10 protein-coding genes are annotated in these 13,296 nt (G+C 72.3%); 7 read left to right on the forward strand and 3 right to left on the reverse strand.

Annotated elements, in window-relative coordinates; translation table 11 throughout:
• Positions 1 to 33: 33 nt before the first annotated feature.
• From lanKC to AB0H88_RS10260, 5 genes are all read left to right on the forward strand, one after another.
• Positions 34 to 2,598, forward strand: a complete 2,565-nt coding sequence (gene lanKC / locus AB0H88_RS10240) for a class III lanthionine synthetase LanKC (protein WP_357642971.1) — start codon at positions 34 to 36, stop codon at positions 2,596 to 2,598.
• Positions 2,599 to 2,601: 3 nt separating this feature from the next.
• A complete protein-coding gene (locus tag AB0H88_RS10245) occupies positions 2,602 to 2,733 on the forward strand; it encodes a SapB/AmfS family lanthipeptide (protein ID WP_357642972.1) in 132 nt (43 codons plus the stop codon).
• Positions 2,734 to 2,823: 90 nt separating this feature from the next.
• On the forward strand, positions 2,824 to 4,521 hold the full coding sequence (locus AB0H88_RS10250; protein WP_357642973.1) for an ABC transporter ATP-binding protein: 1,698 nt from the start codon (positions 2,824 to 2,826) through the stop codon (positions 4,519 to 4,521).
• Positions 4,518 to 6,329, forward strand: coding sequence for an ATP-binding cassette domain-containing protein (locus tag AB0H88_RS10255; RefSeq protein ID WP_357642974.1), 1,812 nt, complete (start codon positions 4,518 to 4,520; stop codon positions 6,327 to 6,329). The genes AB0H88_RS10250 and AB0H88_RS10255 overlap by 4 nt, the downstream gene beginning before the upstream one ends.
• Positions 6,326 to 8,341, forward strand: a complete 2,016-nt coding sequence (locus AB0H88_RS10260; RefSeq protein ID WP_357642975.1) for a prolyl oligopeptidase family serine peptidase — start codon at positions 6,326 to 6,328, stop codon at positions 8,339 to 8,341. The genes AB0H88_RS10255 and AB0H88_RS10260 overlap by 4 nt, the downstream gene beginning before the upstream one ends.
• A 69-nt stretch (positions 8,342 to 8,410) precedes the next feature.
• On the opposite strand, the gene AB0H88_RS10265 is transcribed toward AB0H88_RS10260, so the two are convergent.
• From AB0H88_RS10265 to AB0H88_RS10275, 3 genes are all read right to left on the reverse strand, one after another.
• The gene (locus AB0H88_RS10265; protein WP_357642976.1) at positions 8,411 to 9,016 is read right to left on the reverse strand and encodes a response regulator transcription factor; all 606 of its coding nucleotides are present in this window, start codon (positions 9,014 to 9,016) and stop codon (positions 8,411 to 8,413) included.
• A 104-nt stretch (positions 9,017 to 9,120) separates the two neighbouring features.
• Entirely contained in the window at positions 9,121 to 10,158 is a 1,038-nt protein-coding gene (locus AB0H88_RS10270) for a zinc-dependent alcohol dehydrogenase family protein (RefSeq protein ID WP_357642977.1), read from the reverse strand.
• 1 nt (position 10,159) lies between these two features.
• Positions 10,160 to 10,990, reverse strand: coding sequence for a helix-turn-helix transcriptional regulator (locus AB0H88_RS10275; protein ID WP_357642978.1), 831 nt, complete (start codon positions 10,988 to 10,990; stop codon positions 10,160 to 10,162).
• Positions 10,991 to 11,091: 101 nt separating this feature from the next.
• On the opposite strand from AB0H88_RS10275, the gene AB0H88_RS10280 reads away from it, so the two are divergent.
• Together AB0H88_RS10280 and AB0H88_RS10285 are read left to right on the forward strand one after the other, a co-directional pair.
• Positions 11,092 to 11,802 (forward strand): SDR family oxidoreductase, encoded by a 711-nt coding sequence (locus AB0H88_RS10280; RefSeq protein WP_357642979.1) that lies wholly within the window; start codon positions 11,092 to 11,094, stop codon positions 11,800 to 11,802.
• A gap of 35 nt (positions 11,803 to 11,837) precedes the next feature.
• Entirely contained in the window at positions 11,838 to 13,235 is a 1,398-nt protein-coding gene (locus AB0H88_RS10285) for a glutamate--cysteine ligase (RefSeq protein ID WP_357642980.1), read from the forward strand.
• Positions 13,236 to 13,296: the final 61 nt, after the last annotated feature.

Raw genomic sequence — 13,296 nt, forward strand, 5'->3', positions numbered from 1 at the left:
CTCTTATTGACAACGCACGGGAGGTCGCACCGGATGGACCAGTATGAGCTGTACTGCCTCGCGGACGGTCGTTTCTACGACACCCTCGAGCACAGCACCGCCGAGGACGCCGACTTTCCCATCGCGCACCGGCCGGTCCCCGAAGGATGGCTGCACGAGGCGACGGAGACCTGGTGCTACTACGCGCCGGGCGGAGTGGCCCCCCTGCCCTCCCAGGGCTGGAAGATCCACGTTTCGGCCCGTGTGGACGACGCCGAACGGGCCTTGGCCGCCGTCTGGGACTATTGCCTGCCCCGCGGGATCGCGTTCAAGTTCCTGCGCGGCCTCCCGGTCCTGGTCATGCTCAATTCCAAGGCCGCGTCCAGGGCGTCGAGCGGCAAACTGGTCACCATTTATCCCAGGGACGAGAGCCAGTTCGAACTCGTTCTCAAAGAGCTGGACGAACTCCTGCGCGACGTGCGCGGCCCGTACATCCTGAGCGACCTGCGCTACGGCGAGGGACCGCTGTTCGTCCGCTACGGCGGCTTCGCCGAGCGGCACTGCCTGTCCGGTGGCGAGCGGGTGCTGGCCGTCGAGGACGGCGGCGGACAGCTCGTGCCCGACGTGCGGGGCGCCACGTTCTCGGTGCCGCCATGGACGACGCTGCCCGAGTTCCTCGAGCCCCATCTCGCCGCGCGCAACGCCGTGACCACCACCGGCCTGCCGTACGAGATCGAGGACGTGCTGCACTTCTCCAACGGCGGCGGCGTCTACCTCGCCCGTGACCAGCGAACGGGCGACCGGGTCGTGCTGAAGGAGGCCAGGCCGTACGCCGGGCTCGACAACGCGGGACGGGACGCGGTGGCGCGGCTGACGCACGAGCGCGACATACTGGCCCGCCTGGCCGGGCTGCCGGCGGCGCCGGAACTGCTCGGCTACTTCACCCTCGGTGAGCATCACTTCCTGGTGCAGGAGTTCGTCGACGGGACCACGCTGCAACGCCGCCTGGTGCACAGGTACCCGCTGACCCGCGCGACGTGCACGCCGGACGACCTCGCCGGCTACACCGACTGGGCCCTCGACACCCTGGACCGCGTGGACCTGGCGCTGGCGTCGCTGCACGAGCGCGGCGTGGTCTTCGGCGACCTGCATCCCGACAACATCCTGCTGACCGAGAGCGGCCGGGTCGTGCTCATCGACTACGAGGTGGCCACGCTCGCCGAGGAGGGCGGCCGTGCCGCGCTGGCCCACCCGGCGTACGCGGCGCCGGCCGACCGGCGGGGCACCGACGTCGACAAGTACGCGATGGCCTGCCTGCGGCTCGGGCTGTTCGCCCCGCAGTGCACCATCATGCTGCCGTTGCACCGGGCCAAGGTCGCGCACCTGGGCGAGATCGTGTCGGACACCTTCACCCGCGAGATCGCGACGGCCGTGTCCACGATCGCGGGCGACGGCCGCGACGAGGGCGAGATGCGCGCCCTGCCGATGCCCGGGAGCGCCACCTGGCCCGAACTGCGCGCCGCGCTGTGCCGGGCCATCAGGACGTCCGCGACGCCCGGACGCGACGACCGGCTCTTCCCCGGCGACGTGGCCCAGTTCCAGCCGGGCGGCGGCCTGAACCTCGCCTACGGCGCCGCCGGCGTCCTGTACGCCCTGGCCGCCACCGGAGCCGGCCGCTTCCCCGAGTATGAGAGCTGGCTGCTCGCGCGGGCCAAACGCCCGGCGCCCGGCTCCGGCCTCGGCTTCTACGACGGCCTGCACGGCATCGCCTACACCCTTGACCTGCTCGGCCACCGGCAGGACGCGCTCGACGTGGTCGAGATCAGTCTGCGAGAGAAGTGGGACGGTCTGGAATCGGCCCTCTTCTCCGGCCTGTCCGGCATCGGGCTGAACCTGTTCCACCTGGGCGAGCCCGAACTGGAGCGCAGCGCGCTCCGAGCGGTCGACATCTGCGCGGACCGGCTCGGCGGCGCCGACGACGTCCCTGAGCTCAGCGGCGGCACGAATCCGCGGGCCGGGCTCATGTACGGCTCCTGCGGACCCGCCCTGCTGTTCCTGCACGCCTACGAGCGCACCGGTGACACGGCGCTGCTCGACCTGGCCGCCGTCGCTATCCGGCAGGACCTGCGCCGCTGCCGCGCGGCCGAGGACGGCTCACTCCAGGTGAACCAGGGCTGGCGGCTGCTGCCGTACCTGGACGAGGGGTCCGTCGGGATCGGCCTGGTGCTTGCCCGCTACCTGACGCACCGGGAGGACGAGAGGTTCGCCACCGCGCTGCGCGATCTGCGACTGGTCGCGCGGTCGGGGTTCTTCGTCCAGTCGGGGTTGTTCACCGGGCGCGCGGGCATTGTCGCGGCACTCGGCTGCGGGCTCGAGTCCTTTGACGGTACGTCCGAGGCCCAGGTCCAGGGCCTGCGCTGGCACGCGTTGCCGTACGGCGGAGGCCTGGCCTTCCCCGGCGACCAGCTGCTGCGCCTCTCCATGGATTTCGCGACCGGAACGGCAGGCGTCCTGTTCGCCCTCGGCACAGTGATGGGCGAACAGCCGGGACGCCTGCCCTTCCTCGAGGCCGCCGCCGACCGGCGGCCTGTCTCCAACCAGTCCCAGAAGGAGGTGTAAACCATGGTACTTCTCGACCTGCAGGGTCTCGAGACCCCGGCCGGCAGCGATGTCGCCAGTGGCGGCAGCACTCTGACCGCTCTGACGTGTCAGTCAGGCCACCCGAGCAACCTCAGTGTCGCACTTTGTCACTGATCACATTAGCGCCGATCCCCGCGTCGCTTACGGCGGCGCGGGGATTGGTCACTGGCATTTCCTCTGTCGCGCCAGATGAAGGAGACGGTCGTGCGGGCCGGAGACCGGCTGGTGATGGACGCGGTACGGCGAAGCGGCCCATGGCCCGCCGTCCTCGCGGTCACGGCGATCACGGGCGCGGCCGCCGAGCTGGCACTGCCCTACGCGGTCGGCCGTACCGTCGACGGCTTCGTCTCCGCCCGGCCCGAGACCGCGTCCTGGCTGGCGGCCTGCGCGGTGATCGTGGCCGCGATCATGCTCTGTGAGAGCGCCGGGGTCTGGGCACGCGGCGCGAGCAGCGCGTACGCGGCCGCCCGGCTGCGCCTGTCGGTGCTGCGTCACGTCCTGGGCGTCGGCCCCGCCGCGACCCGCCGTTTCCCCGAAGGCGAGCTGGTCACCCGCGCCGGCCTGAACACCGAGGAGGCCGGCCGGGCGCCCGAATCCCTGACCGGCGCGCTGGCGCTGCTCGTCCCCACGCTCGGCGCCCTGGTGGCGCTCACGCTCATCGACCCCGTGCTGACCGCGACGCTGGTCGCCGGGATCGCGCTCATCCTGCTCGTCCTGCGGGCCTTCCTCCGGGCCACGACCACGATCGCGGGCGGCTACCAGGAGGTACAGGGCGAGATCGCCGCCCGGCTGGTGGACGCGCTCGGCGGCGCCCGGACGATCGCCGCCGCCGGCACCGCCGACCGCGAGACGCGCCGGGTCCTGGCGCCCATGGACCGGCTGCGGGCCCACGGCATGGAGCTGTGGCGGGCGAACGCCACGGCCGGCGTCCAGGCGGGCCTCATCGTGCCGCTGGTGGAGGTGGCCGTACTCGCCGTGGGCGGACTCCGGCTGGCCGCCGGCGAGCTCACGATCGGCGAACTGTACGCGGCGGCGAGGTACGCGGTACTGGGAGCGGCGCTGAGCACCGCGCTCGGCCACATCGGCGGCCTGGCCAGGGCACGCGCGGCGGCCGAACGGGTCGCCGAGGTCCTCGGCCTGCCCACCACCCGATACGGCACCCACGAACTGCCCAGCACCTCCGGAGCCCCCGCCGGGCTCGGCACCGTCGAGTTTCGTGGGGTCACGATGCCGGGCCTGGCGGTGGACGAGCTGGTGATCGCCGGTGGGTCGGTCACGGCCGTGGTGGGGCGTTCGGGATCCGGCAAGTCGCTGCTCGCCGCGCTGGCGGCGCGGCTGGCGGACCCCGCCGGCGGAGCGGTGCTGCTCGACGGCGTGCCGCTGCCGGAGCTGGACCGCGCCGAGCTGAGACGGGCCATCGGGTACGCCTTCGAACGGCCGGTCCTGGTCGGCGACACCGTCGGCGCGGCCATCGGGCTCGGCGCGGATGACCAAGAGGCGGATGACCAAGAGGTCGTACCCGCGGCGGCGACGGCGGCGTGCGCCGACGGGTTCATCCGCCGCCTGCCCGGCGGGTACGCGACCCCCATGGCCGACACCCCGCTCTCCGGCGGCGAACGGCAGCGGATCGGCCTGGCCAGGGCGTTCGCGCAAGGAGAGCGCCTGCTGGTGCTCGACGACGCCACCTCCAGCCTTGACACCGTCACCGAACGCCAGGTCGGCAACGCCCTCACCGCCGATCCCCGAGGACGTACCCGGCTCATCGTGGCCCACCGGCTCACCACGGCCTCCCGCGCCGATCGGGTCGTCTGGCTGGAGGACGGCAGGGTGCTGGGCCACGCGCCGCACCACGAACTCTGGGCGAACCCGCACTACCGGGCCGTCTTCCAGGGAGTCTCATGAAGTCGCTGCTCTGGCAGGCGTTGCGGCGGCAGCCGTACGCGCTGCTGCGTCTCTGCCTGTGGTCGGTGCTGGAGGCGGCGCCCGCGTTCCTCATCGGGCATGCCGTCGCCCGAGCCATCGAGGACGGCTTCGCGGTGGGCCGTCCCGCTCTTGGGCTGGTCTGGCTGGCGGCGCTCGGTTGTGCGTGGCTGGTCGCCGCGATCGCCGCCCGCCAGATCATTCTCGCCGTGGCGGCGGTCGCTGAGCCGTTCCGGGACGATCTGCTCGCTCACGTGGTCGGCGGAGCCATGCGCCGGGCCGCCCAATCGGTGACCGCCCGCCCGGACACCGCCGCCGTCACCCGGGCCGGGCTCCAGGTGGAGCTGGCCAGGGACGCCTTCGCGGCGGTGATCACCACCGTGCGCGGGTTCGCGTTCACCGTGGTCAGCGTGGTGCTGGGGCTGCTCACGCTGGCTCCGCAGGCGGCGGTGCTGGTGCTGCCGCCGTTCGCCGCCGGGCTGGGGCTGTTCCTGGTGTCCCTGCCGGCTTTGGCGCGGCGGCAGCGGGCGTTCCTGATGGCCGACGAACTGCTCGCCGAGTCGATGACCGGCATGGCCGGGGGGCTGCGCGACATCGTGGCCTGCGGGGCGGAGGGCCGCGTGGGCGCGGCGCTGGCCGACCGGGTCGAGGCGCAGGCGTCGGCGGCGCGCGCTCTGGCCCGCGTCACCGCCGCGCGCACGATCGCGCTCGCCGTCGGCGCCTGGCTGCCCGTGGTGCTCCTCCTGACCGGTACGGCCTGGCTGCTCGGCGGCGGCATGGGCGCGGGGGTCGTCGTGGGCGCCCTGGCCTACGTCACCCAGTCGCTGGCCCCCGCCCTGAACGGCCTCGTCCACGGCCTCGGCGTCAGCGGCGTCAGCCTGGTGGCCACCCTCCGCCGCATCGCCGCCTCCGGCCCCGCTGCCTCGGCTCCGCCCCTGACCCCGCCTGCGGTCCTCGAATCGGCACCTGAGGCCGGCTTGGGGCGGTCGTCCGAGGCTCTGGCGGCCGGCTTGGGGCGGTCGTCCGAGGCTCTGGTGGCCGGCTCAGGGCGGTCGTCCGAGGCTCCGGCGGCAGGACCGGGGCGGGCACCCGCGGGCGGTGTGCGGTTGAGGGGGGTCACGTTCGCGTACGGGCCGCACTCCGAGGCGGTGATCGACGGGCTCGATCTCGACATCCCCGAAGGCGACCACCTGGCGGTCGTCGGCCCGAGCGGCGCCGGTAAGTCCACCCTGGCGGCCCTGGTCAGCGGTCTTCTCCAGCCGGACGCGGGCGACGTCCGGATCGGCGGAGTGCCCGCCGCCGACGTGCCCCCCGCCGCGCGGGTGCTGATCCCCCAGGAGGCCTACGTCTTCCGCGGCTCGCTGCACGAGAACCTCGCATACCTGAGCGACGCGTCACCTCACCAGGTCGAGGCCGCCGTCGCCGCGCTCGGCGCCACCGCCCTGATGGCGGACGGGGAGCCGGAGCTCGACCCCGGCTCCCTGTCGGCCGGGCAGCGTCAGCTGATCGCCCTCGTACGCGCCTACCTGGCCCCGGCTCGCCTGATCATCCTGGACGAGGCCACCTGCCATCTCGACCCCGCGGCCGAGGCGCGGGTGGAGGCCGCGTTCGCGGAGCGGGGTGGCACGCTGATCGTCGTCGCGCACCGCCTCACCTCGGCCACGCGCGCCCGCCGCATCCTGCTCATGGACGCCGGCCAGGCCACGGTCGGCACGCATGACGAGCTGGTGCACCTCTCACCCACCTACGCTGACCTGGCCGGTCACTGGCAACCGGAGCCCGTGTCATGAAATATCCGGACGCAGAGCGTCTGTCCCTCGTCGAGGAGCTTCATGGCCACCTCGTCACCGACCCCTATCGCCGGCTGGAGGAAGCCGCCCATCCGGCCACCCTCGGCTGGCAGGCCGAGCAGGACCGGCTCTGGCGGCACCACGCCGCCGGCCTTCCCCTCCGCGAGCACTTCCAGAAGCGCCTGACCGAGCTCAGCGTCACCGGGATGACCACCCCGCCGCTGTGGCGCGGCGACCGGCGCTTCCACCTGTCCCAGTCCGCGGGTCAGGAGCATCCGGTGCTGTACTGCGACGACCGGGCCCTCCTCGATCCCATGGAGTTCGACGCCACCGGCCTCACCACGCTGGACGACTGGCAGCCCGACTGGGAGGGGCGCCTGCTGGCCTACCAGCTGTCGAGGAGCGGGGACGAGCGGGCGGACCTGTACGTCATGGACGTCGCCACCGGCGAGATCGTCGACGGCCCGATCGGCGGCTGCCGCTACTCACCGGTCGCCTGGCTGCCCGGTGGCAGGGAGTTCTTCTACGTCCGCTTCCACCAGGGCGTATACCTGCACAGGCCAGGCGGCGACGTCCAGGTCTTCACGCGGGGCGCGCTCTCGTACGGCCTGCAGATCAGCGCGGACGGGCGCTGGCTGGTGATCTCGGCGGGCACCCCCGCCCGGAACGACCTCTACCTCGCCGACCTCTCCGCGGGCCCGCTCGAGTCCGCGAGTCCGTCCGAGTCCGCAGCCCCGCCCGAGCGCCTCGACCTGAAGGTGATCCAGGAAGGGGTGGCGGCGCGCGCCGCGGCGGCGATGGGCCCGGACGGCCGCCTGTACATCCTCACCGACCAGGACGCGCCCCGCCGCCGGCTCTGCGTCGCCGACCCGGCCACCCCCGCCGCGTGGGAGGAGCTCGTGCCCGAGGACCCCGCGGCCGTTCTCGGGACGTTCACGCTGCTCGACGGCGGCCGGCTGCTGATCGCCAGGACCCGCCACGCGGTCGGCGAGCTCGCGGTCCACGACGCCGCCACGGGCGAGCGCACCGGTACCGTCCCGCTGCCCGGCAGCGGCTCCATCGCCTCGCTGACCTCGCGCCCCGGTGGCGGCCACGAGGCGTGGTTCGTCTACACGGACGCGGTCACCCCGGCGGAGGTCTGGCGCCACGACGCCCGCGACGGGACGACGACCCGCTGGTCACCGACCGCGAGCGGCGCGGCGGTGACGGGCTCGCGGGTGGAGAGTCACCAGCTCGAGTACGCCTCCGCCGACGGGACCCGGGTGCGCATGGTGGTCGTGGCGGGCCCGCACTCCGGCGGCCCCCGTCCGACCATCCTGACCGGTTATGGCGGGTTCGGGATGTCGCTCACCCCCGGGTACGCGGCCGACTCCCTGGCCTGGGTCGAGGCCGGCGGAGTACTGGCCGTGGCCAACCTGCGCGGCGGCGGGGAGGAAGGCGAGGCGTGGCACCGCGACGGCATGCTGGAGCGCAAGCAGAACGTCTTCCAGGACTTCACCGCCGCCGCCGAGAAGCTGATCGCCGACGGGTGGACGACCCCCGGTCAGCTGGCGGTCTGGGGCGAGTCGAACGGCGGCCTGCTCGTGGGGGCCGCGATGACGCGGCGGCCGGAGCTGTTCGCGGCCGTCGTGTGTTCCGCGGGGCTGCTGGACATGGTGCGGTACGAGCGGTCGGGGCTCGGGGCGGCCTGGACCGGTGAGTACGGCTCCGCCGACCTTCCCGAGCAGCTGGGCTGGCTGCTCGGCTATTCGCCCTACCACCACGTACACGAGGGGATCGACTACCCGGCGACGCTGTTCACGGTCTCCGGCGCCGACTCGCGGGTGGATCCGATGCACGCGCGCAAGATGTGCGCGGCCCTGCAGTGGGCGACGGCGGGAGAGCGGCCGATCCTGCTGCGCCACGAGCGCGACGTCGGCCACGGGGCCAGGGCGGTCAGCAGATCGATCGGCCTGGCCGCCGACGTGCTCGCCTTCGCCGCCGCCCACACCGGCCTGGAACCGATGCCCTGAGCCCTCTCCGCTCACACCGGCCTGGAACCGACGCCCTGAGCCCTTCCACCGGTCCGCAACCGGGCAGGGTCAGATCCAGCCGGACTCGCGGGCAATGCGGATCGCGTCGATCCGGCTGCGCGCCCCCAGCTTCGCCGTACTCCGGTGGAGGTAATTTCGGACCGTTCCTTCCGCGAGGAACAGCGACGCGGCGATCTCCGACACCGTGGCCCCTTCGGCCGCGGCCCCGATCACGTCCAGCTCCCGCTCCGTCAGCGGCGCATCCGGCGGGCTCATCGCGGCGATCGCCAGCTCGGAGTCGATGACCCGTTCCCCGGCGGCCACCCTCCGGATGGCGTCCCCGAGCCGGCCGGGCGGCGCGTCCTTGGCCATGAACCCGCGCACGTGCACGTCCAGGGCCCGCTTCAGCAGCCCGGGAGTGCCGACGCCGGTGAGGATGAGCACGCCGCACTCCGGCAGCTTGTCGTGCAGCTCGCCGGCGGCCTCCAGCCCGTCCTTGCCGGGCAGCGCGACGTCGAGCACGGCCACGTCGGGCCGGACCATCTGGGCGACGTGGAGGATGCGGTCACCCCGGTCGACCTCCGCGACGATCTCGATATCCTCCTCATAGGCCAGCAATGCCACGATCGCTCCTCGCACCAGATGCATGTCCTCAGCGAGCAAGGTTCGGATCACTGTTGTCCTCACGGTCAGCCAGCAAGCCTGTGACCTTACAAGTCTGACGTATCCGGCATCCGCTGCAAAGCGGTCAGCGGCGTACCAAGCGGCCGGTCGGGCTCCTACAGGGGAAACCGCGGGGTGATCATCGTCACGCCGGGCACGCTGCCGATCGAGGACAGGGCCTTGCCGGCGTCGGCGAGCCCGATGGTCCGGGTGACGAGCTGGTCGGGGTGCAGGATTCCGGCCCTGATCATCTCCATCATCGGCGCGTAGGCGTGCGCGGCCATGCCGTGGCTGCCGAGCAGCCGCAGCTCGTGCCCGATCACCCGGTCCATCGGCACCGGGGTCGCCGCGCCGGGCAGCAGCCCGACCTGTACGTGCCGGCCGCGGCGGCGCAGGCTCTCGACGGAGGCCGCGCAGGTCTGGGGGCTGCCCAGCGCGTCGATCGACAGGTGCGCCCCGCCCCTGGTCAGCTCCCTGACCTGGGCGCCCGCGTCACCGGCCGAGCCGTCGACGAAGTGCGTGGCGCCCGCCTGCTCGGCGAGCTGGAGCGCGTCGGTGTTGATGTCGACGGCCACGACGCGCGCCCCGGCCGCGGTGGCGATCATGATCGCGGACAGGCCGACCCCGCCGCAGCCGTGCACGGCCACCCACTCGCCCGGTCGTACCGCCCCCACCTGCGTGATGGCGCGGAAGGCGGTGGCGAAACGGCAGCCGAGCCCGGCCGCGGTCACGTAGGCCATCTCCTCGGGGACCGGGATCAGGTTCACGTCGGCGTGGTCGATCGCCACGTATTCGGCGTAGGAGCCCCAATGGGTGAAGCCGGGCTGGGTCTGCCGCTCGCACACCTGCTGCTGGCCGGCGGCGCAGGCCGTACAGGATCCGCAGGCGCACACGAACGGGACGGTGATCCTGGCGCCGGGCAGCCAGCCGCGCACCTCGGAGCCGACCGCCTCCACGACGCCCGCGAGCTCGTGCCCCGGCACGTGGGGCAGGACGCGGATGTCGGGGTCGTGTCCCTGCCAGCCGTGCCAGTCGCTGCGGCACAGGCCCGTCGCCTCGACCCTGATCACCGCCCCGTGTGGCGCCGGGGAGGGGTCGGGCAGCTCGCGCAGGTCGAGCTCCCCACCGAACAGGTCAAACGCAACGGCTCGCATCTCATGAGCTTAGGGTCAACTGCCGCAGCTTGCGCAAGGCTTGGTGCGAGGGTGAACCTGGTTCGGCCGTGTAGATGACGAGGCGCAGGTCCTCGCGGTCCGGCACGGCCAGGACCTGGCAGGTCACGTCGATGACGCCGAGGTCCGGGAGGTCGAGGCGCTTGGTGTTGTGCCGGCGGACCGCCACCTCGTGCCTGGCCCAGATCTCGGCGAACTCGGGACTCAACGCGAGCAGCTCCGCGACCAGCGCCTGGAGGCCCTGGTCATCCGGGTAACGACCCGCCGCGACGCGGAGGTCGGCCACGGAGCCGCGGGCGAAGCGGCTCCTCTCCTCGTCCTCGAAGTACCCGCCGATGTCGGAGGAGCGGAACACCCAGCGGATGACGTTGAGATCGTCGGGCGAGCGTGCGTCGAGATCGCCCATGACCACGCCGGCGAGCGGGTTCCAGGCGAGGATGTCGTACTTGGCGTCGACCACATAGGCGGGCACCTCCTCCAGGAAGGAGATGAGGTGCAGGATGGCCTCGGGCACGTCGGCCCTGATGCGCGGTGTCTCCAGCGCCTGGCCGGCCAGGTTGAACAGGTGGCCGCGCTCGTCCTGGCTGAGCATGAGCGCCCTGGCCAGCGCGTTGAGCACCTGGCGCGACGGATGGGGCCCGCGGCCCTGCTCCAGCCGGATGTAGTAGTCGATCGACATGCCCGCGAGCTGCGCGACCTCCTGCCTGCGCAGGCCCGGCGTGCGACGGCGCCCGGCCTCGGGCAGCGCCACGTCACGGGGCGTGACGCGGGCGCGCCTGCTGCGGAGGAACTCGGCGAGTTTGGTGCGGTCCATCCCACTATCTTCGGGCAGATCGTGGCCTCTTGGGTGGTACCGCTGATCCCAGCCTAAGGAGGTCTCTCACGCTGCGGCCCGATCCGCGCGAGCGTTGAGCCATGACGACAACTGCCCTCATCACAGGTGCCAACAAGGGAATCGGCTTCGAGATCGCGCGGCTGCTCGGCGAGCGCGGCGTCACCGCCATCGTGGGGGCGCGCGACGAGGAGCGCGGCCGGGCCGCCGCCGAGCGGATCGGCCAGCCGTACGTGCGGCTCGATGTGACCGACGCCGACAGCGTGCAGGCCGCCGCCAAGTGGATCGAGCAGGAGTACGGCACGCTCGACATCCTGGTGAACAACGCTGGGGTCATGGTCTGGGCGGAGGACCCGCGCCCCAGCGCCAGCAGCGCTGACGAGCTCAGGCAGGTGTACGAGACGAACGTGTTCGGCGTGGTCACCGTGACCAACGCGATGCTGCCCCTGCTGCGCCAGGCCGAGGCGGCCAGGATCGTGAACATGTCGAGCGAGCTCGGCTCCCTGTCCATGGTGATGGACCCGGACAGCCGCCTCTGGGAGCGCAACCTCATGGCCTACAACTCCTCAAAGTCCGCGCTCAACATGGTCACCGTCTCCTATGCCAAGGAGCTCTGGGACACCTCGATCAAGGTGAACGCCGTCACCCCGGGTTACTGCGCCACCGACCTCAACGGGCACTCCGGCCACCGCACACCCGAGCAGGGCGCGGCGATCGCCGTACGGATGGCCACCCTCGACGCCGACGGCCCGACCGGCGCCTTCCTGGACGAAGACGGCCCGCTGACTTGGTGAGGTGTGGAAGGGAGATGTCCGGACAGTAAGGAGGCATGGGACAAGATTTGGACAAAGAGCGGTTTTCCGAAGCGGAGTACACCCGCTTCGGAGAGCGTCTCCACGAGCAGCTCGGCGTGCTGCGCGAGCTGCTCGACAGGCCGGGCTTCGGCGAGGGGCCGACGACCATCGGCGCGGAGCTGGAGCTGTTCCTCATCGACGAGGCGGGCCGCCCGCTGCCGCGCAACGCCGAGGTGCGCGACGCGCTCGGCGACCCCCGCGTGGTCCTGGAGCTCGGCCGGTTCAACCTGGAGGTCAACCTGACTCCGCTGCCGCTGGCGGGACGGCCGTTCGAGCAGCTGGGCGCGGAGGTGCAGGAGAGCCTGACGAGCGTGGACCGGGCGGTCGAGGGCGGCGGCGCGGTGCCGATCGGCATCCTGCCCACCTTGAGCGCCGACGACTTCACCAAGGAGGCGATCAGCGACCAGAACCGCTACCGGGCGATGAGCCGGGGGCTGCGGCGGCTGCGGCTGGAGCCGTTCCTGGTCAAGATCGACGACCTGGAGCTGGCGGTCGAGGACGTCATCCTGGAGAGCGCCAACACCTCGTGGCAGGTGCACATCCGCACGCCGCCGGACCGGTTCGCCCGGCTGTTCAACGCGGCGCAGCTGGCCACCGGACCGGTGCTGGCCGCCTGCGGCAACTCGCCGTTCTTCCTCGGCAGGCAGCTGCGGGAGGAGACCAGGATCGCGTTGATGGAGGAGGCGGCCGACGACCGGGACCTGGAACGGCGCTATCGGAAGGACGGCCGGGTCACGTTCGGGTCTGATTGGGTGCGTGAGGGGGCCTATGAGCTGTTCGAGCGGTACGTACGGGACTACGACCCGGTCCTGCCCGACCTGACGGACAACACCGACCCGCTGGACGTGCCCGAGCTGCGGCTGCACCAGGGCACGATCTGGCACTGGAACCGGCCCGTCTACGATCCGTCCGACGGCGGCCACCTGCGGATCGAGATGCGCGCCCTGCCCGCAGGACCGTCGTGCGCGGACATGGCGGCCAACAGCGCGTTCCTCATCGGGCTGACGATGGCGCAGGCGGAGCGGGATCTCACCGAGTTCGCGTTCGCCGAGGCGTACCAGAACTTCTACCGGGCCGCCATGCACGGGCTCGACGCCAAGTTGTCCTGGCCCGGCCGGGACGGCGAGTTCGCGGCCGCCGACCTGGTGCTCGAGCTGCTGCCCGAGGCCAGGGAGGGACTGCTCGCGGCCGGGGTCACGCCATCGGACGCCGACGGCGCGCTGGACGTCATCAGGCAGCGGACCCGGCTGCGCCGTACCGGGGCGGCGTGGCAGCGCGAAACGCTGGCCGAGTTCGGTGGTGACACCGAGCGGCTGGTACGGCGTTATCACGAGCTCGCCCTTTCCGGGCAACCCGTACATACCTGGAGTTAGCTGAACTTTCCCGCCCGCCGATCCGTCGAATACACGAGACATCGACGGAAAGGCGAGGGAA

This window comes from Nonomuraea sp. NPDC050680, from assembly GCF_040654555.1.
GTDB lineage: Bacteria > Actinomycetota > Actinomycetes > Streptosporangiales > Streptosporangiaceae > Nonomuraea.